Genomic DNA, 26327 nt, shown 5'->3' on the forward strand with positions numbered 1-26327 from the left:
TGGTTCAGATTCCTGAGCTTACCAATAAAACTGGACCGTAAAATAAACTTGCGATATTTTGCTGATCCATTACGGGATCTAAATGAAATTGAAAAGGCATACGCAGTTCAATCGTATCTCCGTCTTTCCATTTACGGCTTAAAGTAAGATAGCTTCCAGGAACCGCTTTTACTTTTTCCTCTCTGCCATTTATTTTTACAAAAAATCCTTTTGTCGCCTAATGCGGTACGCGAACATTTATATCAAACTTTCCTTCTCCTTTAATGGTTAATTGAGTATGATCTTCATTTGGAAAAGAAGTTTTCTGCTCTATTGTTACATTTTTTTCTTTCCATTTTACTGTTGATGGAATATAAAGATTAACATATAGAGACTTATTATCAATACTTTTGAAATAAATTGAATTTTGCAATTTAGTGTCGCTTTCCAAAGCTGTACCATTACAACAGGTAAAGCCTTCCATTTTTGGATTACCAAACTGTTTTATAGAACCAGGTCGTAAAGGAACGTGATAGGTATTTGCAGGTGTTTTTTCTGCTACTGAAGCAAGTATATGATTGTATAAACCACGTTCATAATAATCCATATATGCGAGCACGCTGTTCATATAGAAATAAATTACTGGTCAGCTTCAGCATATTATAAGTTGCACAAGTTTCATTTTGCCCGCCGGCAGAAAACCCGTTCTCATAAATTGTTGAAGGCTGACTGATAAAACATTCTGCATTTGCGGGATTACTTGCCCCGGCAAAGCCTCCAATACTGTACATATAATCATTCGTCGTTTTATACCAGAAATTATCTGCAATACGATAATAATCTGGAGTCTTAGAATCCTGATACATTTCAAGCGCACCCACAATTTGAGGGATATGCTGATTGGCGTGTAATCCTCGAAATGTGTCAACATTTTTAGCTAATCCATTTGAATGTTTTGCATCACCATAAAATACTTTGATATTATCAAATAGTCGCGCCACTTCCAGATAACGTTTCTCATTTGTTATTCTATAAAGACGTGCCATAACTTCATTCATTCCTCCAAATTCTCCAGCAATATATCTATTCCACATACTGATAAGAGTTTCATTAGGCAGTTTTTTCATTCTTGCATAAACCCAGTCTCCCATACCTTCAGCTATTGCAAGGGCTTTCTCGTTGCCGCTTACTTCATAAACATCCAGCAGACCAGCGAGAATTTTGTGTAAAGTATAATATGGTGCCCATATTTGAGTTTTTTGTCCTCCATAATTTGCCCCTTTTTCCAGCATTATAAATTGATCTGGCGGATAAGCACTGATGAAACCTTTACCCCAATTCCAATAGTCGGTACGAATACCTTCTGTACTTAAATCAGAATCATAAGCTGTTTTGACTGGACCAAAAGGAACTGCGGCGGGATCTGATACATAGATTCCGCCAGTTTCGCGAGGCTGTCCAGACATTTTGGCCAGCTCATAAAGCGTATTGACCATATAATCCATTTTTTTTGCAAAATTTTCGTGCAACGTGCTGTCATATCCCGTACTTTCATAAGCCTGTGCTATTGCAGTTAAATAATGTCCCGTTGCATGACCGCGTAATTTAGTATCCTGAGTATCCCAAACCCCCAACGCTTCAGCATCTTCTGGCTGTTTTTGTCCAAAAGCATTGCGAAACATATACAAAAAAGAATCAGGATTTGTTTCTGCAAGCGTTTTTATGAACTTCTCTCTATTTTCAATAAATTTTGTGTCATGTTCATGAGAATCTAAGTTTAATGCTACTTCATCCAGATTGAAAGTTTTTAACTTAAGTTCTGGTGTTGCGCCTTCTTTCGCGACTTTTACCGTAACAACTGCTTTAGGCTTAAAATCTGTACCAGAAACTATTCCAGTTACAGTATATTGTCCCGCTTTTAGAACAGAGCTGTTGTCCGTTGGTGCCGGCCAGATTACTCGAACGTCAGGACCTTCCACTCCATCTCTGTAGACACCTTTTATATAACTTGGTAACCGAGGAAGATCACCAACCACAGTCTGTACTTTTACATCTGAAATACTGGTTAAATATTGGTTAAACAGCTGAGGAGTTGTCGCAGGATATTTTGGTAAATCTCCTACTGGCTGTTCTGGTTCCTCTTCTTCAGCTTCTTCCTTTTTTAAAGAATTATGGTAAATTTTTCCTATCTGTTTTTCAGTTAAGGGAATTCGATAAATTCTAAAATCATGTAATTTTGCCTGTAAATAAGGATCTTGAGGCGAAATTGATTTACCTATATTCAATATATTATTTTTACCTGAATCAGCATCAAACAACTGATTTAATTTCAATTTTACATTCTTAGTCGAACTTGTTAAAACTCCATTTACATACGTATTTAAAGATTGTGATGGAATATCAATTACAACCACTAAATGAACCCATTTGTTTATTTGTAAAATTGGTCCCTCTGTCTTATATTTTTCTCCTGCTGAAGTTGTAATTTCTGTCTGATAGTTTCTTTTTTCCTTGTTTCCTGTTGGGGCGACAAAAAAATGAGCTTTATTACTTTTTCCAAAATCAAAAAAATGCTGATTTCGCTGGTCAGAAAGTAAATATATCCATCCAGAAATACTAAGCGATTCTTCATCTGCAAATGTATTTCCTGGAATGGCAACATAAGCATTCGTATTGGCAGACAAAGAAAGTACTTTTCCAAACTGGGCATCATTTTCGAATTTTATTTTTGAATCTGACATAATACCATGCAGATTATTTCGAGACCAATCTTTTACATCACCATCAAACACGTAACGCGCAATCAATCCTGTTTCGCCAATGCCATCCAGAATCTGATCACCGCTTTGTGCCCATAAAGATGTTGTGTTCATAGAACCAAAACTCAACATTGTAAATAGTAATAGTCCAGATATTTTCATATTTAAAAAAATTTAATATTTCGTTTTTTAATTCTCAACTTATAATAAAAAATGCGATTCTCAAGAATAGATACACCTTTTTAAAATTGAACATTAATTTCTTGTTTCGTTACGCATCGCTAAGATATCATTATGCGCTTGTAAAATTGAGAATCAAAATTGTTTTCCAGTAAAATCAATTTCTAATTTAAATAGATTACAAAATGCTTTAAGCCAAGAGATTATACTTTATGATAAAAATAGGTTATTCGTGTAAAATACACATTTATCAAAAATAGCCAATAATTGCTCGCTCTTCCAACATTTAACAATTGTAAAATTATAAGCAATAGGCAGATTAATCCAACTTTATTTTATCCTAACCCAATACTATATTATCTTAAATTAAACATTTTAACAGTTTTACCGAATAATTCAAGCATTTATTAAGAAAATGTATTTTTAATAAGAGCCAATATTTCAACAAAAAAAAGAGCCAAAATATTAACTACTAATATTTCAGCTCCTTTACTTATTTTTCTTTTATGTTTCTTTGCGCCTTTTATTTCCCGATGCAGAAATTAACTTTCCTTATCTCATACGGGTTAAGCAATCTGAAGGTACAAATAAGGTACAAATTTTACAAAACAAAATCTTACAAAAACATCATTCGTAATCTGGCAGATAATCTAGTTTTCAATAGAACGTTTTAATATAGTAGTTGGGTAAATATATAAAAATTAATGCTAATCTATAATCATGCATATTTCTTTTTTACCTTAAATTAAAACTAGCTTATAAAAATAAAATTACTAGTGGAACAAACTAATATAATTAAAGATTCCTACATTACTAAAAACATTATAATACAAACACTATTATAAAATTATTAAAGGAGTAGTAATTTTACAATACATATTTGCTTTGAAACATATCTTATTTCCCTGATAAATAATATGAAAAAAAATCCTTCAATCCCTTTTAAGCTCCTCTATTCTTATTATCAGAATCCTGATGTTCTCTTTCTGGCTAAAGACCTGCTTGGAAAAGTGCTCTCCACACAGGTTGACGGAAAGATAACTGCCGGGATTATAGTTGAAACAGAGGCCTATATGGGCATTGCTGACAAAGCTTCCCATGCATATGGAGGAAGAAGAACTGCCAGAACTGAAACGCTTTACCAGCATGGTGACATATCTTATGTGTACTTATGTTACGGTATTCATTATTTATTCAATATTGTCACTGCCTGCGAAGGCGAACCCCATGCAGTTTTAATCCGTGCCGTGGAGCCTTTCAAAGGAATAGATCACATCGAAAGCAGATGCGGCCTTAAAGCTGGAAATTCCCGCATTACCTCCGGGCCAGGATCTGCCGCAAAAGCTTTGGGAATTGACAGTGGATTTAATAAAAAATAACTGGCTGGAGATGAAATCTGGGTTGAAGACCATGGCTTTCGTTATGATGATGATCAGATAGCCGCTGTACCGAGAATCGGGGTTGACTATGCAGGAGATCACGCACTCTTGCCATGGCGCTTTTTCATCAAAAACAATAAATATGTCAGCAGGATACCAAAAATTTAAACATCCTGATTAGACTTTCCACTACGGCCTGCTTTTTATAAATAATAAATCTCTCAACAGTGTTGAGAGATTTATTATTTAATTAAAGAAAATCTTTAAATAGAGTCCGTTCTTATATTCTGATTCCCTTTTTGTGTTGAACCGGCTGTACCTGAGCCAGTCGCCCCTTCGCCTGTTGCTCCTGTAGTTCCATGCTGTCCGTTCTGCTCGGGATTTAATGTCGCAGAGGAATCCAGCGCCGGACCTATTGTATCAGCAGACATGTCCATTGTGTCGGACTTAATTCCAGTAGGATTTACATCATTATTTTCATTCTTTTTACAGGAGAATATAAAAGCTGTGATTAAAAACAGCATTATGATTTTAATTTTCAAAAGTGTTTTCATCTTCTGTTCATTTAAGTTCATAAAATTGTACACTCAAAATTAAAAAACTGATCTGCAACGGGTTTATATAATTCCTGAAATCCTTTATAGGATAATTATTACGATATAGCACTATTTATATAATTTTACACTACAAGCAGAATACCAGTACATGACTAGAAAATTCATTGTATGTTAATACTCTTTTTAAACGGACTGTCTCGCATATCGTAATATGATGAGCATTACACTGCCTCTGTCTGATGCAACGCACAGGCTCTATTTACAGTTTACAAACCTCCCTAATGGTAAAAGAAATTAACTTTTGCTTCAGCCATAATTAATCTTTATCTCTATTCTACAAGCTAAAATTATTGAACTATTTATTATCACAGTTAAACTTTTGAAGTTTTAATATCTAAAGAAACAGCATTGTCTTAATCTATAAAACTGGTTTACAAAGCAATATATAAGTGTACAAAAAATACAGTACCTTAGTCTTGAAAAGTTTTACATAAAAATGCAAACTTATGCCTAAAGAGTACCGAAAATTTGATGTCGCTTTTAAAGTGAATGTTGTAAGGTTAAGTTATGAAAAAAAATGTTTAAAAGACTTTGCTGTGGAACTTGACATAGATCAAAATGTATTGTCAAGATGGCGCAGGGAGTACAAAAAATTTGGTACAGGAAGCTTTCCAGGCATTGGTTACCCGAGAGTGCATCCAGACAATAAAAAGCTCTTCGAGCTTGAAAAAAGAAGTAAAAAATCAGATCTTAGGCTGGAAATCTTAAAAAAAGGAACACCGTACCTTTTTCAAGGGAAACCGGCGCTGTATGCATTCATAAAAGATAACGAAGACAAGTACACAATTAAACTGATGTGCGAGATCCTTGGAATATGCAAACGGATATATTTCAAATGGAAAAAAACTGGAATACCAAAAAAGCATCTTTACGTGGCACAGCTAAAAGAAGAAATAACCGGTATCTTTTTAAGTTCGAAAAAAGAATATGGCAGGGACAAGATAACTAAAGAACTTAACAAGCGGGGATTTAAGATAGCTCCAAGAATGGTATCTAATTACATGCGTACTGCTGGGATTACGCAAGAGATCAAAAAGAAAATTTAAAGCCACTACAGATTCCAAGCATAATTATTATACAGCCCCTAATATTTTAAACCAGCAGTTTAAACCAGATTCCTCCTCTCAGGCATGGGTTTCCGATATCACTTATATTCAGACAAAGTCAAGATTTCTTTACCTGACAATCATTATGGATCTGTATGACCGGAAAATAATCGGCTGGAGTCTGAGCGGCAGTCTTCATACTAAAACTACCATTTTGCCGGCTTGGGAAATGGCTGTGGCTAAACGTAAAGTCATAAATGGACTGATATTTCATTCTGACAGAGGTGTGCAGTATGCCAATAGGGCTTTTGCAAGCACGGCTTAATTCTTATCAATGTGTAAGAAGCATGAGCCGAAAAGGCAGTCACTTGGACAATGCAGTTGCTGAAAGTTTTTTCAGTTCGTTTAAAAGGGAACTAATCTATCAAAAGACCGACCTGCTGAATGAACCAGAATTAAAAGAGGAAATAGCTGACTATATAGAAAACTGGTACAATAAAAAAAGGATTCATTCAACATTGAATTATAAAACTATCGAGCAGTTCAATGCTGGTGAAGAACAGGGTTCAAATATCTAATCATGATTAATATGAAAAGAGTAAATAACGTGTACGATCCCTATTTTAAGGTGAATGCCGTCCTGGTGAGTTACAAAAGAAATAATTTAACGAAACTCGAACAGGAGCTCGGACTATATGAGGGTGCAATGACCAGCTGGCGCAAAGTATATAAAAAATACGGTCCAGAGGGCTTTTCCAAAAATAATTCCTTAAAAAAGAATAAGGAAAATCATAAAGAATCTCAGTTTGAAAAAAAGATAAAAAAATCAGAATTAGATTTTGAACTTTTACAAGAAGCGGGAGAACATCTCAAAGATGGAAAACCAAGAATTTTTGAATTTATGAAGGACAATGAAAAAAGATATTCCATAAGAAATATGTGTAAAGTTTTGGGCATTAACAGAAACACCTACAGAAGATGGAAGAATAATTATGATACAGAACAAAAAAGAAAAGAGGCAGTACAAAAAGAAATAACTGCAATATTCTTTGCGACTAAACAAAGTTATGGAAAGCAGAGAATTAAAATTACGCTTCAAAATTTGGGCTATCAATTATCTATTAAGGCAGTTGGAAAACATATGAAAGAATTAGGACTCTATACTGCTAATAACGGCGATAACAGGAAAATATTCTAGAAAATGAAAAAGCATTTAGTATCCATAATTTTATTTTATTTTTTTATACCATATGCCGAGGCACAAATAGAAAATTCAGTCTTTGCAGTTGTTAAGATTTCATACAATACACCGGGAGAAACCCCTGTCATAGGCGGTATCTGCGGTACGGGTTTTTTAGTAAAAGACTCCGCTGTTCTTATTGCACATCACGTGCTTAATCCAAATAATTTCAAACCAAACCCCGGCTACAGGTTTGTACAATTCTGGTCGCTAAAGAGGGGTACAAAAATGATTATACCGCTTTCAGTAGACTACTTAGAATCCATGCCGGAAATAGAAGCTGTGGTCATTAAATTACCTGTTACTGTAAAAAGTAATGTACTGCTGTCTGAAACAAATGCAAAACAAAATGATAGTGTCAAAAATTATGGGCATTTACTTACTATGCCGATAACGACTGCCCATTGGGATACTTATAGTCTGATTATTGATGATTACAATCTAGAGACCAGTAAATCTGATGCCTCTGGTCATATTGTTGAAATACAAAACATGTCCGTTAATGCCAATGACATTAAATTAACTGATATAAAAGTAATTAAGCCTTCATTTAAAGGAAATATTGGAATGTCCGGCGGTCCTTTAATTTGTAATGATAAAGTTATCGGCATGATGTCATTTGGACTTCCCGCTGATCAAGAAATTAAAGAGGCAGTATTTGCTATAGCTATTGATCAAATCATTGCGAAACTAAAATAAATACGACTGCAGATTTTCAAATAGGTAAAAATCACGTGCTCTCATTTATCGTGTCGCCCGATTTTTTCTTCGTTATTTTCTATCCTAAACTTTTAACATAATGAAATACCTTTTAGGCTCTTTTAAAGTGTTCTCAAGAAAATGAGAAAGAATTGAAACAGAAATTCTTCTGAAATTTTCGTAACTTAGCGTATCTTATTGAATAATATTAATTGTCTTACATATGACAGAAAATATTAGACATTACCCGCCTCTTTTCAAAGAGAACGCTGTTCTTCTAACCTATAGAAGGAATACACTTGCAGAAACTGCGGCGGAACTCGATATTGATCCCAAGCGACTTTGTAAATGGCGTAAAGTTTATGAAAAATATGGGAAGGGAAGTTTTCCTGGTGAGGGCCGTAAAAGAGTCTATTATGAAAATAAGAAAATCTACGAATTAGAAAAGAAGCTGGCAAGCATCCCGGCTCCGGCTTGAAATACTCGAGAAAGGAATTACATACATGCATCAGGGCAAACACGTCCTTTGTCATTTTATACACCAGAACAGAGATAAATATCCTTTATACAAAATGTTTGAGGTCTTAGGAGCTTCTCACTCTACTTACGATTTGTGGACAAAGCGACCTTTTTCAAAAAGAGAAACTCGTGTCTATTTGCTTAAAAAAGAAATAAAATCTATTTTTTTTGAATTCAAACAGCATAAGGGCACTATATTAATTACAAGAGAACTTCACAGCCGGGGCTTTCAAATTTCCGATACTCAGGTTTCATTTTATATGAAACAGCTTGGTCTGCACCGTATCGTTAAAAAGAAATTTACAGCCACAACAGATTCAAAACATAATCTATGCACTGCTCCAAATGTATTAAACCGGCAGTTTAAAATCGATAAACCAGCTAAGGTATGGGTTTCAGACATTACCTATATCCATATAGATAAAAGGTTTGCATATTTAACTGTCGTTATGGACTTATATGACAGAAAAATAATAGGCTGGCATTTGAGCGACGGACTTTCAACAAAGGTTACTACTCTGCCTGCCTTTGAAAAAGCCGTAATTAATCGTCCTGTTTCAGACGGGCTGATATTTCATTCTGATCGAGGCATACAATATGCTAACAAAATATTTACTAGTAAATTGGATGAATTAAACTGCACGCGCAGTATGAGTCGCAAGGGGGACAAATATGATAATGCTCGCTGTAGAAAGTTTTTTCAATACACTAAAAAGAGAATTGATTTACAGACAGACTAGATTGCTGACAGCAGATGAAATGAAAAAAGAACTATTTGAATATATAGAAAACTGGTATAATAAAAAAAGAATACATTCCAGTCTTAATTACCAGACAATCGATGAGTTCAACAGTGGAGCTTTATGAAAAACAGCAGAAAAACATATGATCGTGATTTCAAATTAAAAGCTGTGCTGTTAAGCTATGAAATGGGCAGTCTTGCTCAAACAGCCAGAGATTTACAAATAGATAAAAATCTTCTTTTTCTTTGGAGAAAAGAGTTTAAAAAATACGGAACTGGATGTTTTCCAGGCTATGGCAACTTAATTTTAACTTCTGAGGAAAAAAAGATTTACCATCTCGAAAAAAAAAATTAAAGACACCGATTTAAAGTTTGAAATCATGCAAGCAGGCCAGAAAATATATCTGCCTGGGAATGCCTTTTATTTTTCAATTTATGGCAGAAAATGAAAAAAAGTATTCCATAAGGTTATTGTGCAGGGCATTGGATGTAAACAGAGGAACGTATCGAACATGGAAACGGGGGTCGCTTACAGAAACACAAAAATGGCGTATAAACCTAAAAAAAGAAATCAGTTCCATTTTTTCTATTTCCAAAGAGACTTATGGATGTTATCGTATTGCGACAGAACTTCAAAAATCGGGTTATTTTGTCTGTCACACGACAGTACTAAAACATATGAGAGAATTAGGTTTATATGTTTCAATTAAGAAAAATACCCTGGCAGTCAGAAATCAAAAAAATACTTCAACCTAAAAAATATTACGCAATAGCCGTAAAAGATAACGAACACATTTAATAAAAAAACCGAAAAGTTTTCTCTTCTTTTCGGGTTTCTTAAAATTTATACTAAAACGCTTGCAATCATAAACTCACTTCTAATATTGCGCAAATGCTTTCCTTCAGAACATTTCACTCTTAGCTGGGTCACAAAATGCCCCAGCTCAAAATTCACAAGGTGAGATTTGGAACGCAGACATTACTAGAATGACAGCCAAAGGATGTTGCAATCTCCTTAAAATCAGCAGTGGGAAAGACTAAAAAAAAACATTCAAAACTAATCGAATGGTTTTTTGTTTTGTTCAGAATTCTCTTTATATCCTGTATCCGCCGGAAACTTCTATTCGCTGTGCATTAATCCATTTAGAATCATCGCGAAGAAAGAAATGCTACTGCACTTCCGATATCATCCGGCAGACCTACCCTTCCTAAAGCTGTTTCTGAAGCTAAGTGTTTATTTAAATCTGAAATATCACGGACTACCCCGCCTCCAAAATCAGTTTCAATAGCACCCGGAGCAATAGAATTTACTCTTATTTTTCTGTCGCCCAGTTCCAGCGCCTGGTATCTTGCTAAGGAATCGACTGTCGCCTTCATTGCGCCATAAGCGGAATATCCAGTAAAAGAAAATCTTGCCAAACCAGAAGATGTGTTCACGATGTCGCTTCCGTCATTTAGCAATGGTAGTAATTTTTGTGTTAGGAAATAAGGCCCCTTGAAATGGATATTTGTCATTGCGTCCAAAATTTCTTCGGTTGTGGTTTCAAAACTTTCGTTGATTCCGATACCTGCGTTGTTTACCAGTGCATCTAATTTTGAATTAGAAAACTGAGAATCTAAAACCTCTTTTACTTCAATTACAAATTGGTCAAAACCTGCTGTTGTAGAAATGTCCAAAGGCAGTGCAAACGCTTTTTTTCCAATCGTTTCAATTTCTTTTACCACCTTGTCTGCAAATTCTTTTTTGGTTTGATAAGTAAGAATGATATCAAATCCTTTTTTTGCTAATTGCAAAGCCGAATCTTTACTAAGTCCGCAGCTTGCGCCTGTTACTAATGCTATTTTATTTTGATTATTTGACATTGCTTATATGTTTAATTTTTATGACTTTTTTTAATTAATTCGTTATTCAAACCTCAGTCCAGGCTTTTTGTTAATTATACCGCTCTGCTTTTAAAATAATTGCAAATCGGCTTGCTTGTTACTGCCGTATCAGATTTACAACTGATTAATTTAATTTGTCTGCCCTGAATTCGTTTGGTGTAGTGCCTGCTTCTTTTTTAAACAGTCTCGAAAAATAGGTAGTATTTTCAAAACCAAGTAAATGCGATATTTCTGATATATTAAGTTCTCCTTCTGTTAATAAATTTTTTGCTTCACCGATTAAAAAAAGATGAATCAGCTCCAGTGCCGTCTTTCCTGTTTCCTGCTTTAGTAGATCGGTTAAATAGCGCGAAGATATATTAAGCTTCTCTGCCATCAGAGATACCGTTGGCAGTCCAATGTTTGTTGTTTTTCTCTCTTCAAAATTAGCGACCAGCACCGCATTAAATTTTGTGACTGTAGAACCCGTTAGTTCTTTGCGGTTTATGAACTGTCTTTTGTAAAAGCGCCGCGCATATTTAAGCATCGAATCCAAATGGCTTACTATAATAGCCTTGCTTAATTCGTCAGTATTATTATGGTATTCTTTTTCAATGCTGAAATACAAATTCCAGATAATATCCTCTTCTGCAGGTGAAAGATGCAGTGCCTCATTAACCTGGTAATCAAAATAACTGTATTTCCTGATTTCGTTGTAAAGAGCTGTTCCCGGCAAAAAGTCTTCATGAATAATGATTAGAAATCCCTTTTCTTCTAGTTCCACATTTTTAAAAACCACTTTCTGCCGGGGCTTTACAAATGACATTGAACCAAGATCATGGTCGTATTTTGTTTTTCCGTAATGCATGTCGCCGGATTTTAATTTTTTAAATCCGATGATGTAAAAATCTGAAGAAAATTCCAGAATAGTATTACCGTCACAGGTGCCGTGTTCCCCATATGCCGCACTAAAAAGTGGATTTTCAGGAGCTTTTACACCAAGAGCTTCATGCAGATCGTTGATTTTTTTGAAATGTTTCATTGTTCTTAATTTTAAAAAAAGAATCGGGAAAATTCAGATTCTGTTAATTTCAACTTCTATTAACCATGTGTCGCTGCAGAAACATCCTGCCATGACTCCCATGTTCTCAGGCGTTCTTCGTAAGTGTGTTTGGTCCATGGAAAAGCAGTTTTACCCAGTAGCGACTCTTAACGGCGGATTTTCTGAGTCTACCAATTTAAAAAGAGCTTTGGCAGTTGCCGCAGGGTTACCGGAATCCTGTTCATTTGCATGCTTATAAAATTCTTTTCTTATATCGTCGTAATCTGGTATTGATTCGCTGAGTGCAAGAGAAGTGTTACCGAAAAAATCTGTAGAAAAGCCTCCCGGTTCTAGTATTGTAACTTTAATGCCAAAAGATCTTACTTCACCAGCCAGGGTTTCAGTGAGCCCTTCTACGGCAAACTTGGTCGCGCTGTAGAGCCCCATTAATGATACGGTATTTAATCCCAAGGCACTTGAAAGCTGAATGATGTGCCCGGAATTTTGTTCACGCATAATTGGCAGAACAGCCTGAATGGCCCATAGTGAACCCAGTACATTGGTTTCAAACTGCGCTCTTACATCCTGCTCTTTGAGTTCCTCTACTGCCCCAATGTGTCCAAATCCGGCATTATTTATCATTATGTCGATGGTACCGAAGTGCTTTTTTGCAGTTTCCATTGCCTGAAAACTTGCGGATCTATCTGTAACATCAAGTTTTACCACCAATAGAGTGGATGAAAATTCCTTGTTTAGCTGGGTTAATGTTTCAGGACTGCGAACAGCCGCCACTACATTATCGCCGCGTTTTAAAAATGCCTCTGTCCAAATTCTCCCGAATCCGCGGGATGCACCCGTTATGAAAATTGTCTTTGCCATAATTTTTTTTTAATAATTATAAGGACAAAGTTCTGCTAATCAGCAAGCACTATTGTGATACAAAAGTAGGCAATAATGAAACGTTTTTACGATTTGCTCCTCGTTCGACCCAATAGTGTAACACTAATAAAATAATCTTCATGGTATTCGTTACTGATTGCTTTTAAATTTAACGCACCAGCTATTATTTAAAATAGATCTTCCCTGATCAAAATGGAAAGATCTATTTTATAATGAATTTGTTTTAGACAGATTTAGGATTTTTTTGAAACAGTCCTCTGTTATACTTTACCACATCTGGATGCGATGGGTATGATGGCAGAGAAGAAAGATCGGCAATAGCCTTATCTCTTAAGAAAGGGGCCTGCTCTTTTACACCATCAGAAAATGCCTGTTTTAATTCCTCTGCATTAAGTTCCGTGCAGTAAGCAGGTGTTCCCGGCTGGTGTCTCCACGATTGAGAAAGCTCACCTGAGTCCACTGCATCAAAACCAGCATCGTTAATTAATCCTGTAATTGTTTTTTTTGCCTCTGTGTCAGCACCCGCCACAGCCATTGCTATTCTGTCTGGAGCACCGGGTCGCTTTCCTCCGTTTGCCAATGTTTCCGCTAATAAGTTATTGAAGGCTTTTATAACAGGCCTTCCCAACTGCTCAGAAACCCAGACACTTTCTACTTTTCCGTTTTTGATCTCTTCAATATCGGCATCACGGAAAGGATAGTAATTGGAGGTATCAACCACAATTACATTCTCCTTAACCTCTGCCAATAAATCTTTGGGCAAAGTTGGAATTGCCATTGTCGGCACTGATAGAATGATAACATCAACGTCTTGTACAACATCTGTTATAGCCGCAGGTGATACTCCTAATTCCAAAGCGCGGGCCTTTAGTTTATCACCCTGATCTGAATTACTAATCTTCACATTGTGACCCGTTGCCGCCATTTTTTTTGCAATCGTACCGCCGATTGCGCCGGTACCTATTATTCCTATATTCATTTTATCTAGATTTTATTTTGTTATAATCAATTTAAACTTGTGGATCAATACCGTACTGATTTGGGGCTCCAACGTGGTCCCGTAAAGTTTTGCCTTCATACTCTTTGTGAAAAAGCCCACGGTCCTGCAAAATCGGAACTACCTGATCTACAAAGGCATCAATTCCATCTGCATTAACATCTGGTGAAATCCAGAACCCATCGATTGCCGCCGCTTCAAACCATGCCTGCATATGATCAGTCGCTTCTAGACCGGGACCTACAATTACAGGATGATAATCGATCACACCGTGCGCAAGAGTATCACGAACACTCCAGCCCTCTTTAGCAATTTTCAATGCATTAGCAGAACGAGGATCATAACGGGATGGAAAAGCTTTGGCCAGTCGCATTTCTGAAAGCGGCTCATCGATGAGGGACGGATCAAGGGAAATACCCAGCATTCTTTCCAGATAGCCAACACGCCGCATAAGTGAGTCTCCTCCTAATTGTATTCTTCGATCCAGTGCGGTTCGTCTGTCTTTGGTAATGGTGGTCATCAGTCCGGCAATGTATTTGATTTCATCCGGATCACGACCGTATCTTTTTGCGTACGCTCTAAATGCATTACGCCGCGCTCTTGCATCTTCAATGGTAAATGTCGCCTCTATTACCACGTTGGCAAAACGCCCTGCCAATTCATGTGCATTGGGACTCCCGCCTGCGTGGAAGATAATAGGTCGCCCTTGCTCGGATGGTGGAATATAAAGAGGACCTCTTGAACCGACATATTTACCCTGCAGGTTAATTGGAAGAATCTGATCTTTTTCTGCAAACTGTCCACTCTGTTGGTTATGTATCCAGGCATCTTTTCCCCAGCTCCCCCAAAGCGCCTGAATGAGTTGAACAGTTTCGTGAGCACGACTATAGCGGTCTTCGCTCGACGGAATTCTTTTTCCGTAGTTAGCCGCAACATCTTCACCGCTCGAGGTAACGGCGTTCCAGCCAGCCCTGCCATGGCTCATAACATCCAATGCCTTAAATTGTCTGGCCAGGTTGAAAGGCTCATTAAAAGTGGTTGATCCCGTGGCGACCAATCCAATATACTCTGTTTCTCGGGCTACTGCGCCCAGGGTCATCATCACATCAAGATTAAAAGCCGGAGATTCAGTCGCTATATCTGTCATCACAGCACCGGGACCGTCCGGCAGAAATATAAATTGAAATTTGCCCCGCTCAGTCGCCTGAGCCTGCTTTACACGGGCATCAAAACTCGTATAGCTTTTGGGGTCAACTCCCGGCATGCGCCAAGCTCCCGATTGGGAACCATATCCATTTCCAAGGTGAAGACCTATCAGCATCTTCTTATCTTCTGCCATAATGCGAATTTTAATGAGATTATTTTACAAAATTAAATCAAAATTACTTTCCTTTGTATAGTCCTTTCCCAAAGGAAAGCAAAATAAAAATTTTATTATGTCGAAAAAGAAACCTTACTGTGAGTGTTTGAATACCGTTAAGCCTGTACGGGACACACTTGAAGTAATTAATGGAAAGTGGAAACTATCGATCATTATTTCAGTTGGTGTTGGCAACAGCCGATTTACAGAAATCCAGGAGAGCATTCCTGGACTAACTCCAAAAGTTCTCTCTAAAGAACTTAAGGAACTCGAACAGCACCAGCTGGTCAAAAGAATTATAACAAACGATTATCCAGTCAAAATATCCTACATCTTGGAACCTTATGCGGATACCTTAACGCCCATTATCTATGCAATGAAGGACTGGGGATTAAACCACAAGAAGAAAATTTTTCAGCAAGACTAGCACTGCTTTGAAAATTACCTTTTTTTTATAAAAATTATATGAAAATAAATGCTGTAACACCTTTTAAACTCCCCTATTCTTATTATCAGAATCCTGATGTTCTCTTTCTTGCCGAAGACCTGCTGGGAAAAGTGCTCTTCACACAGGTTAACGGAAAGATAACTGCCGGGATTATAGTAGAAACAGAGGCCTATATGGGAATTGCTGACAAAGCTTCCCACGCATATGGAGGAAGAAGAACTTCCAGAACTGAAACGCTTTACCAGCATGGCGGCATATCTTATGTGTACTTATGTTACGGTATTCATTATTTATTCAATATTGTTACTGCCTGTGAAGGAGAACCTCATGCAGTTTTAATCCGTGCCGTGGAACCTTTCAAAGGAATAGATGTCATCGAAAGCAGACGCGACCTTAAAGCTGGAAATTCCCGCATTACATCTGGGCCTGGATCTGCCGCAAAAGCTTTGGGAATTGACAGTGGATTTAATAAAAAAGAACTCGCTGGAGATGAAATCTGGGTTGAAGACCATGGCTTTCGTTATGATGATGATCAAATAGCCGCTGTACCGAGAGTCGGGGTTGACTATGCAGGAGATCACGCACTCTTGCCCTGGCGCTTTTTCATCAAAAACAATAAATATGTCAGCAGGATACCAAAAATTTAAACATCCTGATTAGACTTTCCACTACGGTCTGCTTTTTATAAATAAAAAAATCTCTCAACACTGTTGAGAGATTTATATTTTAATTAAAGAAAATCTTTAAATAGAGTCCGTTCTTATATTCTGATTCCCTTTTTGTGTTGAACCAGCTGTACCTGAGCCAGTCGCCCCTTCACCTGTTGCTCCTGTAGTTCCATGCTGTCCGTTCTGCTCGGGATTTAATGTCGCAGAGGAATCCAGCGCCGGACCTATTGTATCAGCAGACATGTCCATTGTGTCGGACTTAACTCCAATAGGATTTACATCATTATTTTCATTCTTTTTACAGGAGAATATAAAAGCTGTGATTAAAAACAGCATTACGATTTTAATTTTCAAAAGTGTTTTCATCTTCCGTTCATTTAAGTTTATAAAATTGTACACTCAAAATTAAAAAACTGATTTTCAATCAGTTTACATAATTTATAAATTCCTTTATAGGATAATTACGTGAATATACCAGTATTTATATAATTTTACAGAACAGAAGCATGACTGTAAAAGATACAGCAGAAAACACCATTGTATTGATCATCCTGCTTTTTATTTCAGACTCCTCGCACTATCTATTCCGTTTCACAGTTAAGCTGATGGTTCAAATAGATAGTCCTAGCAAAAAGAATATTTTATTGAAGAGACTTACATAGTTTTACAGAAGTTTCATAAAAATAAATGCACTACATTAGTGTTTAGAAAGTTATACTCAAACATATCAGGTTATCGGAAAATAAATCCTGAAAAAGGGAACTTCTTATTTTCGTTAGAAAACTTAAATATGTATTAATTTATATCCAGCAATGAAAAAGCAGATAATATCAATTATTGTACTACTCTTTTCTATGCAAAGTGCCAAGGCACAAATAGAAAATTCAGTCTTTGCAGTTGTTAAGATTTCATACAATACACCGGAAGAAACCCCTGTCATAGGCGGTATCTGCGGTACGGGTTTTTTAATAAAAGACTCCGCTGTTCTTATTGCACATCACGTGCTTAATCCAAATAATTTCAAACCAAACCCCGGCTACAGGTTTGTACAATTCTGGCTTCTAAAGAGGGGCACAAAAATGATTATACCGCTTTCAGTAGACTACTTAGAATCCATGCCGGAAATAGAAGCTGTGGTCATTAAATTACCTGTTACTGTAAAAAGTAATGTACTGCTGTCTGAAACAAATGCAAAACAAAATGATAGTGTCAAAAATTATGGGCATTTACTTACTATGCCGATAACGACTGCCCATTGGGATACTAATAGTCTGATTATTGATGATTACAATCTAGAGACCAGTAAATCCGATGCCTCTGGTCATATTGTTGAAATACAAAACATGTCCGTTAATGCCAATGACATTAAATTAACTGATATAAAAGTAATTAAGTCTTCATTTAAAGGAAATATTGGAATGTCCGGTGGTCCTTTAATTTGTAATGATAAAATTATCGGCATGATGTCATTTGGACTTCCCGCTGATCAAGAAATTAAAGATGCGGTATTTGCTATAGCTATTGATCAAATCATTGCAAAAGTAAAATAAAGATTCACCAAAACGCTATCAATAAAACCCAAAACGAGAACAGCATTTTTGACCATTCAATTCCCTATGTCTCTCGTACAAGCAGTCCTGCCAGCTTTTAACCTCGTTTTGAAAGTTGAGGGCTTTCCCTGATATAGCGAGCGATAATAAACATTAAAAGACCAGACGGCAGTGCTAAAATAAAATAGCTGTAACTGAGATTATACTGGTCTTTTGCCGGAAGGACGGCAATAATGATATAACTTAGAAAAGATACCAGAATATAGACGATTCCCCCGGTAAGTCCTCCTGCTATACCTGCATTCTTAGGAAACCTGCTTAGGCTGAATATAAAATAATTATTATAGGTATAACCTGAGCACACATGAATTAAAAAGGCAAAAAACACCAGTGTAAAAATATTCACATAGAAGCCAAGAGTAAAAATCATTGCAAACAAGAAAATAAGTCACAACGAGAATATTCACTGCCATTTTTTTATAGAAGGGGAATTGAATTGTGGCTTTACCGATAAAACCACCTGTCATCCAGGCAAATCCTAAAATCAGGGAACAGTATCCTGCCGTAACAGGAGTGAGCAGAGCAGTTCGTGCTCAATAATAAAAGGCCCCGACATATTATAGACCATCACCATGGAATAGGCCAGTCCAAGCATGAGAATTCCCATTACAAAACTTGGAGTACTGAGCATTTCCAAATAAACTCCAGCAATTTTCTTTAGATTAAATTCCATCGGAGTTTTTATGGTTTCGTCGCTGTATATTATCTCAAGTAGAAATATCACAAATGCAATGAAAGCCAAAAAATAAAAATTAGATTCCCAGCCGAATACATCCTGCAGATACCCTCCTATAAAGGGCGCAATTATGGGGCCTGTAGACCAGATTATTGTAAAGATGCTCAAATAAACTTTCAGCTGTTCCCCTTCAAAGACATCAACAAAGTAGGCTCTTTTAGAAACTACAATACCAGCTACTGTTATTCCATGAATGAGCCTCATTGCATAGATAAGATAAATGTTTTTGGTATTGGCTATTATGAGACAAGATATAATAAAAAGCACCATCGCAGTGAGACTGATATTGTAGCAGCCAAAACTATCTACAATACTCCCAATAAATAATTGCGCTACACCATAACTTATCAGAAATATAGTAAGTGTCAGTCGCACCTCTAGACTAGTGATTTTAAGAGCTGTTCCCATGGAAGGCATTGAAGGAAGGTAAATGTCTGTAGCAAAACCAGAAAGAGGTATAAGAGCAAAGGCCAGCAAGGTCGCTATTTTCTGATTCCCTTTTTTTTTTTATTGGAAATAATTGGCATGGATATTCTTTAAGTTAATGAGACGCCCTTTGTAAGGATTCGCCAAGTGTAATTCAAATTAGCGACATATTTGCAGGAATTCATTTCCTGCAGACTAAATCAGTAAAGACTTCTATTAAAAATCATAAATTAATAGTCAGATTACTGTTTTTCCCTGATGCAAATTTACCTTATAGAATATTATCATTTGTACTTAAACAGGCGAATGATCCACTTTTATCATATTGCTCGAATTAATACAGTGAAATTAAATTTATAGAAATTATTATTATAAAACTTTGAATTCCGTAAGCCCCATTCGGTAATTTACAATCATTGCTTCTGGTCAATTAAGAACTTTATGTAAAAAATTATTCCACTTCTATGTAAAAGTATGCTAATACCAATATTAACAGACGATCTTTAAAACCAGTACATCACAAATATGCTCTGAGATTAGTTATAGCAATTTCAGCAAAAGTTAAGGGTACAATAGCAACTGTATCATTATAAAATAAAAAAACAGACCTGATTAAGTCTGTTTGATAAGTATCCGACTAATACGGTGGATGTACAAATTCTAAGAAAGCGACTCTACTATATTACAAAGCGACAGAATGGCAATAAAATACATAATGGAGAATACCATGGTATTGATAATCCTGCTTTTAATCTTAATGTACTGCCGCACCTTCTTAATTTCACTTTTCTCTTTTCTTCTCAAGGTTTTCATTGGATCTCAATTATTATTAACTAGTACAAAAATAAACAACTGCACTGAAAAATTTGACAGCATCAAAATTCGATTAGTATAATTAAAATGCTATTCCTTTTACAGGAATAACTTTTAGTAAACTCAAAACCTGGGGCCTCACAAAACAAACCTATAAAATATTAGAATACAATAATTTATAAACTATAATTAGCAGTAATACTTTAAAAAAAATTGATTAATTATATTTAATGTTCGAGCCGTCAGTTTCCTAAATTATCTACTTACTGCATTCTGCTTCATTCCGACTGCATCACTATTCTCTTTTCTATTGGGCCTTTCAGCTATTAGGGCATACGGAATTCTGGATAAGCACTGATAAAAGGGACCCTTTCCGCATTTAGCTCCAGAAAATATTAGAGTGTATAATGATATAAACTATATGAAAAATAATATAAAAATACAATGTGTAATTCTTTTAAATTTAAAAACATTTTTTTTGAGCTTTAAAAATTCTACCGTTCAAAATAGATATGCCCTTATAGCTCCACCTATTCTAAATATACAAACACTTATTAATTACAAAAGTAGTGCCTTGCAAAAAGACAGCCATAATCTTCTAATGTTTCTTTAATTTATAATTTTTAAACCCGCTAAAAACAAAATTGCCGCCACAGCAGTATAACGCGAATTAAATAATCATTGATTGAAAAAATAATATCATGACACCCGTAAATGCCATAATCATATCAAAGGAAAAAGATACCCTGTCCATTTTAAAAAAATTTGAGCAGGAGAATACTATGATTATTAAAATTATAGGTGAGGCAGACTGCATCATTGACGCTTCGGTATTGGTTAAAACAATGCGACCCGATCTCATACTGCTGGATATTGTGATGAAGGATAATGATTTTTTTGATATGTTCGAGAAGCTGGAGTTCAGCATGCCTAAACTTATACTTGTATCAGGCAATAAGGAGTGCGCAATACAGGCTTTCAAACACAATGCAATTGATTTTCTATTAAAACCACTTGATTTCAATGCTATAATCATAGCGGTTTATAAAGTAATTAAACGCAGAGAAATGGAGCGTTCTTATCAGAACCAGACTATCAACGCCATAAACATTTTAAACGCCGCCAATCAGACCAATGAGTATGTAGCAGTAGCCTCAGTGGAAAAAATCGAACTCATCCCGATGACCGACATTATTTTTTGCAAGGCAGACGGGAAATACACCGTCTTTGTCCTATCAAATGGCGACAGGATCATGTCCAGCAGAAATCTTGGCGAGTACAGTACTATCTTGGACAGCAGTTATTTTTTCAGGATACACCACTCTTATATTGTCAATCTGCGCCATATTATTAAGATCTCAAAAAAAGACGGGTACTTCTGCGAGCTGTCCAACGGCACGATTCTTCCAGTTGCCAAACGGCGTCAGGATGACTTTAACAAATTCATTAAACTAAAGGAATAAATGCCCGATGCGATCGCCGCACGCTGAAAATTAAAAAGAAAAAAGCAGTCCATTAAAAAACAGAACAAAAATGCAGGATAAGAACACTAAAGATAGAACCGGTCAAAGCCAAAATGTTCCAGAGCGACTCCATGATCTTGGCAAGATCTTGGATTTTTCACTGGATCTGATCTTTTCCTGTGATGAGGAAGGAAGATTTGTGTGGGTCAATAAAGCATCGGAGCGTATTTTAGGCTATACGCTTAACGAATTAACAGGAAGGAAATATACTGAGTTTATCATTCAAGAGCAGTATCCGGATTCCGAAGATCTTGATATCAGATATGTCTTTGAGCATGCTATCTTCGAAAAAAAAGTTGTACACAAAAATGGCAATATTGTTTATCTGCAATGGTCTGCTGTGTGGGATGAGGCAAAAAAATTGTGTTACTGTATCGGCAGAGATGTGACAGAGAAAATAAAAATAGAAAAGGCTTTTGAAATAGAACGGTCGCGATTTTACAATTTATACGCACAGGCCCCTTCCTGCATGGGCATTTTAAAAGGTCCCGAACATATCTATACCCTGGCAAACGATTTGTACCTGCATCTGATTCATAAAAAGGATATTATTGGCAAAACCGTAAAGGAGGTGCTCGCCGGAACTGCAAGCGCAGGGTATTTTTGAAATTTTAGACCGCGTGTACAGTACTGGCGAAACCTTCTCTGCTAATGAGATGCTGATACAAGTGGACCGGCATGACAACGGTCAGCTTGTGGATGTATATTTAAATTTCATATACCAGGCCTACCGGGATGCTGATAATAAAATCGAGGGTATTCTTTTCTTTGCAAATGACGTCACCGAACAGGTCTTGTCGAGAAAAAAATTGAAGAAAGGGAAAAAAATGTACAGTGATCTGCTTCATAAACTCCCTGTTGCGGCTTATCTCTGTGACAATGAAGGAAAACTATTGATATACAATGAAGCAGTAGCCGCTTTATGGGGCAGACAGCCCCAAATAGGCAGTGCCTTGTGGTATGATATTCCAGAGATCAAAGCCGGCAATAGCAAGCCCGCATCCTATGATGCACACCCAAAGGTTTTGGATCCAGATAAACCAAATCCAGGCAGGGAAATCAGCATAGAGCGTCCTGAAGGTGATAAACGAAAGGTACTGCCTTATCCTGTTCCGATTCGCGATACACAGGGCCATATTACGGGTACCATTACAGTACTTGCTGATATCACTGAAATGAAACAGGCACAGAAGGCACTTAAGAAAAGTGAGAAAAAATACAGGTATCTTTTTGATAACAATCCCATGCCTATGTGGGTAATTGATTTAGTAAGCTTTCAGTTCCTTGATGTAAATAAAATGGCCATCCACCAGTATGGATACAGCCGTGAGGAGTTTCTTTCGATGACTGCCTTGGATATTAGACCCCAAGAGGAGAGAAATCTTTTTATAAAATCAAGTGATGCTTCCCAAATTAACAGCACCAATTACAACAGGGGAAAATGGAATCATCTAAAAAAAGACGGCTCTGTCATCCCAGTAGAAATCATTGCCCATGATATACTATCGGATGGCGTGCCGGCAAGGTTAATCCTGTCCAATGACATCTCTGAACGCCAAAAAGCGGAAGTCAATCTCGAGAAGCGAAACAAGGAACTCATTAAAACAAATTCTGAGCTGGATCGTTTTGTATACAGCGTTTCACATGATCTTCGCTCTCCGCTGACCTCTATTCTAGGCCTTCTCTCCTTCATTGAGTCGGAAAGTCTCGAAGCCGATACACTGCATCACGCAGGATTGATCCGCGACAGTGTCAATCGTCTGGATGAATTCATTAAAAACATTTTAAACTATTCGCGTAACAAGCCGCACAGGTATTGAGGTGGAGAAAATTTCGTTAAATGCAATGGCCCATGAGATTACAGACTCGCTCCTGTGCATGAAAGAAGCCAGAGGAATCCGCTGTGAAATTGCAATAGAAGAACTACAGCCTTTTTACACGGACAGGTCGCGTTTGAAAACCATACTGGAGAATCTGATATCAAACGCCTTAAAACATCATAAGGAGGACCAAAGTGACAGATATATAAAGATACAAGGATATTCAGATGCTTGCAAAACTGCATTTAAAAGTAATTGATAATGGAATCGGCATAGATCCGGCCTATCACCAGAGAATATATGAAATGTTTTTCCGGCTTTCCGGTCGCGATGGATCAGGCATTGGTCTATATATTGCCAAGAATGCCATAGAAATACTCGAAGGTACCATAGAAATCCAGTCCGAAAAAGGAGATGGCACCGCCTTTACTATTACTCTAAAAAATTTAAAACCATGATAGCACAAGATGCCCCAAAATTTGATACCGTAATGATCATTGATGACAACATGATCGATTCTTATATTATCTCGCGTATGATTACTAAAAATAATTTTGGCAGAAATGTGCTCCATTATACCGACGCGCGACGAGGCCATAGCTTATCTACAGGCCAATCAGTACGATGTAACCAAACTGCCCCAGATCGTATTTGTAGATATCTATATGCCTTTGATGTCAGGATTTGAATTCTTGGACGCATTTGATAAGCTGTCAGCAGATTTAAAAAATCACTGCAGGGCCTACGTGATTTCCTCCACTATAGACAGCGACGATATTGCCAGATCCCGCGGTAATTCCAATGTTGTATCTTTTCATATCAAGCCAATTACTAAAGAATTTCTGGATCGTATCGTTTAAAGGCGCGGCAATGTCCAGCTCAACCATCAGCCTACCCAGCATCAATGCTGTCAATTATCCTTACTTATCCATTGGCACTTGCCAAGGCAGACGCTATATACTAGAGCCTTATATTTAGCCAGGCAGATCTAAACCACCCAATTGACTCGTGCGACAAACCTCTCCACTAGTTTATACTGATGTGCCTCTTATTTTTGCAAACCGACCAGGAATGCAGAACATTTCCACTATTGCCGATCAAGGCATTAGTCTATCTTTAAAGAATCTAACGCTGTAAAGGCCGTCTCAAATGCCACCTTGGCTTAAGGGCTGGCGCACAGCAGTATTACAACCCAATCCCGCTTCCACTTATACCCTGTAGTCCTCAGTTATTACTTATGCTTTTTTATTTGAAGGGGTCCGCAGTTATTTTGCGACAATTCTCACTGTTCCCACTATCTGCTATTTACAAAGTAACCACTGCGTAGTAATGAAAATAAAAACCTCTTTAGTATTTCTTCTTATTCCAATAGTCGCTCTTGCGACTCATCCCCCTCCGCCAGGCCTGCCCGATGAACCAGTGCCCATGCCGATTGATTCCAATATTTTTCTGTTAGGTATAGCCGCAATGGTGCTGGCTGGCTATACGATATTAAAAAAGAAATAAATGAAAGCATTTATTTCTTCCAGCTAAAAACAAAAAGAATATGAAAAAAACTTTACTCCTGCTGTCTATCTTACTTTCTTTGGAATGCTTCTCACAGCTTTCAGTGAGTGCCGGTACACCGCTGTACGTCAAAAACCAGGTGCTGTTTGTTGGGGGAAACATTAATCTTAATGCTGATGCCACGCTTTTTTTAAGAAACAATTCTCAGTTGCTTCAGGGTACAACAGGCCTATCAGCCAATACTGGCACTGGTATCCTCTCGGTATACCAGGAAGGAACCGCAGATAATTTCGATTACAATTACTGGTGCTCTCCAGTGGGAACCACTGCTGTATCAACGGGCAATAGTAATTTTGGCATCAGCCTGCTTTACCAGCCCGTAACTGCTACCTTGTCCAATACCGCTGTACTGCTTCCTATTGGAAGTTATAACGGAGCTGCCAATCCATTGACAATCGCCTCACATTGGATTTATAAATTGACCACTGCCAATAGTTATTCGCAGTGGCGGCGAGGTAGGCACCGCCACCACTATAGCTCCCGGCGAAGGATTTACAATGAAAGGCACCAGCGGTTCAGACAGCACCGACCCGGAAGGAACTGGTATAGTTAATAACCCGGGCACTGGAGCCCAGCGCTATGACTTTAGAGGAAAACCCAATAATGGAAACATAACAGTCAGCGTTGGTTCGGATAATGCGACCACCTTGACAGGAAACCCGTATCCGTCTGCCTTAGATTTAAATGCTTTTCTTTTGGATCCGGATAACAATGCCGCTACCGGTATTGCCTATTTTTGGCGACAGGACAAAACGGTGGATTCACATTATCTCTCCGCCTATCGGGGCGGGTATGCCGCCTATTCCCCAGTGAGTCTGGGATCAAATGGGATTTACACTGCAGTAGCGTTTAGATCCTATAACAGTGATGGAACACTGAACAATAATCCTCCAACAGGCACCAGTGCTGTTGTAGCGCGAAAATACCTGCCAATCGGCCAGGGCTTTCTCATCAATGGCAATTCCAACGGCCTGGTGACTTTTAGAAACGCGCACCGTGTGTTTGTGAAAGAACAAAACGCATTATCGCAATTTGAAAAACCTGCTGGAAATTTAAGCGCTAAAAATGCTCTTGACCCTGTGACAGCTAAAAGTACTGTACCTCCAGAGGTAATTCCCTACTTTAAGCTTAATGTAATTCTCAACAATGAGTTTACCAGACAGCTTGCATTGGCCTTTTTACCTCAGGCCACTGATGGGGTAGATCGAGGCATTGATGCCAAAAACATGGATGACGACCTTCCCAATGATGTCTCCTTTCTAATTGAACAGGAGAACTATGTAATTGAAGGGGTTAATTTTGATGCCTCCAAAAAATTCCCCTTTCGGTAAAAGCGACGCAGGCAACAACTGTAAAATTCTACATTTCTGAAACCATTGATTTTGATCAGTCCCA

General features: G+C 37.3%; 24 protein-coding genes and 5 pseudogenes. 18 read left to right on the forward strand and 11 right to left on the reverse strand.

Going from position 1 to position 26327, the window contains the following annotated elements; genetic code table 11:
• Window positions 1-4: 4 nt before the first annotated feature.
• Together ACZZ95_RS20985 and ACZZ95_RS20990 are read right to left on the reverse strand one after the other, a co-directional pair.
• Window positions 5-607, reverse strand: a pseudogene (locus tag ACZZ95_RS20985) (beta-L-arabinofuranosidase domain-containing protein).
• Window positions 573-2900 (reverse strand): beta-L-arabinofuranosidase domain-containing protein, encoded by a 2328-nt coding sequence (locus ACZZ95_RS20990; RefSeq protein ID WP_463470511.1) that lies wholly within the window; start codon window positions 2898-2900, stop codon window positions 573-575. The pseudogene ACZZ95_RS20985 and the gene ACZZ95_RS20990 overlap by 35 nt, the downstream one beginning before the upstream one ends.
• Before the next feature lie 935 nt (window positions 2901-3835).
• Between ACZZ95_RS20990 and ACZZ95_RS20995 the strand changes: the two are divergent.
• Window positions 3836-4465, forward strand: a pseudogene (locus tag ACZZ95_RS20995) (DNA-3-methyladenine glycosylase).
• Window positions 4466-4560: 95 nt separating this feature from the next.
• Here the strand turns inward: ACZZ95_RS20995 and ACZZ95_RS21000 are convergent.
• Window positions 4561-4851, reverse strand: coding sequence for a hypothetical protein (locus tag ACZZ95_RS21000; RefSeq protein ID WP_463470512.1), 291 nt, complete (start codon window positions 4849-4851; stop codon window positions 4561-4563).
• A gap of 509 nt (window positions 4852-5360) precedes the next feature.
• On the opposite strand from ACZZ95_RS21000, the pseudogene ACZZ95_RS21005 reads away from it, so the two are divergent.
• The 6 genes and pseudogenes from ACZZ95_RS21005 (at window position 5361) to ACZZ95_RS21030 (ending at window position 9916) form a co-directional block, all read left to right on the forward strand.
• A pseudogene (locus ACZZ95_RS21005) lies at window positions 5361-6538 on the forward strand (IS3 family transposase).
• Window positions 6539-6549: 11 nt separating this feature from the next.
• On the forward strand, window positions 6550-7158 hold the full coding sequence (locus tag ACZZ95_RS21010; RefSeq protein WP_463470513.1) for an IS3 family transposase: 609 nt from the start codon (window positions 6550-6552) through the stop codon (window positions 7156-7158).
• A 3-nt stretch (window positions 7159-7161) separates the two neighbouring features.
• Window positions 7162-7899, forward strand: a complete 738-nt coding sequence (locus ACZZ95_RS21015; protein WP_463470514.1) for a trypsin-like serine protease — start codon at window positions 7162-7164, stop codon at window positions 7897-7899.
• Window positions 7900-8122: 223 nt separating this feature from the next.
• Window positions 8123-9285: pseudogene (locus tag ACZZ95_RS21020) on the forward strand (IS3 family transposase).
• Entirely contained in the window at window positions 9282-9515 is a 234-nt protein-coding gene (locus ACZZ95_RS21025; protein WP_463470515.1) for a transposase, read from the forward strand. Before ACZZ95_RS21020 ends, ACZZ95_RS21025 begins: the two are co-directional and overlap by 4 nt.
• Window positions 9516-9532: 17 nt before the next feature.
• Window positions 9533-9916: an IS3 family transposase gene (locus ACZZ95_RS21030; protein ID WP_463470516.1), complete on the forward strand. Its 384-nt coding sequence runs from the start codon at window positions 9533-9535 to the stop codon at window positions 9914-9916.
• Between the two features lie 338 nt (window positions 9917-10254).
• Here ACZZ95_RS21030 and ACZZ95_RS21035 read toward each other — a convergent pair.
• The 5 genes and pseudogenes from ACZZ95_RS21035 to ACZZ95_RS21055 all read right to left on the reverse strand — a co-directional run bounded on the left by ACZZ95_RS21035 (window position 10255) and on the right by ACZZ95_RS21055 (window position 15301).
• A pseudogene (locus tag ACZZ95_RS21035) lies at window positions 10255-11023 on the reverse strand (SDR family NAD(P)-dependent oxidoreductase).
• A 145-nt stretch (window positions 11024-11168) separates the two neighbouring features.
• Window positions 11169-12065: a helix-turn-helix domain-containing protein gene (locus ACZZ95_RS21040; RefSeq protein WP_463470517.1), complete on the reverse strand. Its 897-nt coding sequence runs from the start codon at window positions 12063-12065 to the stop codon at window positions 11169-11171.
• Window positions 12066-12215: 150 nt separating this feature from the next.
• Window positions 12216-12944, reverse strand: coding sequence for an SDR family NAD(P)-dependent oxidoreductase (locus tag ACZZ95_RS21045; RefSeq protein ID WP_463470518.1), 729 nt, complete (start codon window positions 12942-12944; stop codon window positions 12216-12218).
• A gap of 244 nt (window positions 12945-13188) precedes the next feature.
• Window positions 13189-13944 carry an NADPH-dependent F420 reductase gene (locus tag ACZZ95_RS21050; protein ID WP_463470519.1) on the reverse strand — a complete coding sequence of 252 codons (756 nt, stop codon included), beginning with the start codon at window positions 13942-13944 and terminating at the stop codon, window positions 13189-13191.
• A 31-nt stretch (window positions 13945-13975) separates the two neighbouring features.
• Window positions 13976-15301, reverse strand: a complete 1326-nt coding sequence (locus ACZZ95_RS21055; protein ID WP_463470520.1) for an NtaA/DmoA family FMN-dependent monooxygenase — start codon at window positions 15299-15301, stop codon at window positions 13976-13978.
• A 97-nt stretch (window positions 15302-15398) separates the two neighbouring features.
• Between ACZZ95_RS21055 and ACZZ95_RS21060 the strand changes: the two genes are divergently transcribed.
• Window positions 15399-15749: a winged helix-turn-helix transcriptional regulator gene (locus tag ACZZ95_RS21060; RefSeq protein ID WP_463470521.1), complete on the forward strand. Its 351-nt coding sequence runs from the start codon at window positions 15399-15401 to the stop codon at window positions 15747-15749.
• Between the two features lie 38 nt (window positions 15750-15787).
• On the forward strand, window positions 15788-16417 hold the full coding sequence (locus tag ACZZ95_RS21065; RefSeq protein ID WP_463470522.1) for a DNA-3-methyladenine glycosylase: 630 nt from the start codon (window positions 15788-15790) through the stop codon (window positions 16415-16417).
• Between the two features lie 96 nt (window positions 16418-16513).
• Here ACZZ95_RS21065 and ACZZ95_RS21070 read toward each other — a convergent pair whose 3' ends face one another.
• Window positions 16514-16804, reverse strand: a complete 291-nt coding sequence (locus tag ACZZ95_RS21070; RefSeq protein WP_463470523.1) for a hypothetical protein — start codon at window positions 16802-16804, stop codon at window positions 16514-16516.
• A 446-nt stretch (window positions 16805-17250) separates the two neighbouring features.
• On the opposite strand from ACZZ95_RS21070, the gene ACZZ95_RS21075 reads away from it, so the two are divergent.
• Window positions 17251-17988: a trypsin-like serine protease gene (locus ACZZ95_RS21075; RefSeq protein ID WP_463470524.1), complete on the forward strand. Its 738-nt coding sequence runs from the start codon at window positions 17251-17253 to the stop codon at window positions 17986-17988.
• A gap of 544 nt (window positions 17989-18532) precedes the next feature.
• Here the strand turns inward: ACZZ95_RS21075 and ACZZ95_RS21080 are convergent.
• Window positions 18533-19261, reverse strand: coding sequence for an MFS transporter (locus ACZZ95_RS21080; protein ID WP_463470525.1), 729 nt, complete (start codon window positions 19259-19261; stop codon window positions 18533-18535).
• Window positions 19262-20724: 1463 nt separating this feature from the next.
• On the opposite strand from ACZZ95_RS21080, the gene ACZZ95_RS21085 reads away from it, so the two are divergent.
• The 5 genes from ACZZ95_RS21085 to ACZZ95_RS21105 all read left to right on the forward strand — a co-directional run bounded on the left by ACZZ95_RS21085 (window position 20725) and on the right by ACZZ95_RS21105 (window position 24054).
• Entirely contained in the window at window positions 20725-21486 is a 762-nt protein-coding gene (locus ACZZ95_RS21085; RefSeq protein ID WP_463470526.1) for a LytR/AlgR family response regulator transcription factor, read from the forward strand.
• A 70-nt stretch (window positions 21487-21556) separates the two neighbouring features.
• Window positions 21557-22153 carry a PAS domain-containing protein gene (locus tag ACZZ95_RS21090; RefSeq protein ID WP_463470527.1) on the forward strand — a complete coding sequence of 199 codons (597 nt, stop codon included), beginning with the start codon at window positions 21557-21559 and terminating at the stop codon, window positions 22151-22153.
• A gap of 13 nt (window positions 22154-22166) precedes the next feature.
• Window positions 22167-23366, forward strand: a complete 1200-nt coding sequence (locus ACZZ95_RS21095; protein ID WP_463470528.1) for a PAS domain-containing sensor histidine kinase — start codon at window positions 22167-22169, stop codon at window positions 23364-23366.
• Window positions 23367-23593: 227 nt separating this feature from the next.
• Window positions 23594-23824, forward strand: coding sequence for an ATP-binding protein (locus ACZZ95_RS21100; protein ID WP_463470529.1), 231 nt, complete (start codon window positions 23594-23596; stop codon window positions 23822-23824).
• Window positions 23821-24054 carry a hypothetical protein gene (locus tag ACZZ95_RS21105; RefSeq protein ID WP_463470530.1) on the forward strand — a complete coding sequence of 78 codons (234 nt, stop codon included), beginning with the start codon at window positions 23821-23823 and terminating at the stop codon, window positions 24052-24054. The genes ACZZ95_RS21100 and ACZZ95_RS21105 overlap by 4 nt, the downstream gene beginning before the upstream one ends.
• A gap of 34 nt (window positions 24055-24088) precedes the next feature.
• Here the strand turns inward: ACZZ95_RS21105 and ACZZ95_RS21110 are convergent, their stop codons facing one another.
• Complete coding sequence (locus ACZZ95_RS21110; protein WP_463470531.1) at window positions 24089-24268, reverse strand: hypothetical protein; 180 nt, start codon at window positions 24266-24268, stop codon at window positions 24089-24091.
• Window positions 24269-24695: 427 nt separating this feature from the next.
• Between ACZZ95_RS21110 and ACZZ95_RS21115 the strand changes: the two genes are divergently transcribed.
• From ACZZ95_RS21115 to ACZZ95_RS21125, 3 genes are read left to right on the forward strand one after another with little or no spacing between them, the layout of a single operon-like run.
• Complete coding sequence (locus ACZZ95_RS21115; RefSeq protein WP_463470532.1) at window positions 24696-24872, forward strand: hypothetical protein; 177 nt, start codon at window positions 24696-24698, stop codon at window positions 24870-24872.
• Between the two features lie 40 nt (window positions 24873-24912).
• Window positions 24913-25485, forward strand: a complete 573-nt coding sequence (locus ACZZ95_RS21120; RefSeq protein WP_463470533.1) for a hypothetical protein — start codon at window positions 24913-24915, stop codon at window positions 25483-25485.
• A complete protein-coding gene (locus ACZZ95_RS21125; RefSeq protein ID WP_463470534.1) occupies window positions 25430-26263 on the forward strand; it encodes a hypothetical protein in 834 nt (277 codons plus the stop codon). The genes ACZZ95_RS21120 and ACZZ95_RS21125 overlap by 56 nt, the downstream gene beginning before the upstream one ends.
• Window positions 26264-26327: the final 64 nt, after the last annotated feature.

It is taken from the genome of Flavobacterium sp. AC267 (assembly GCF_979258715.1).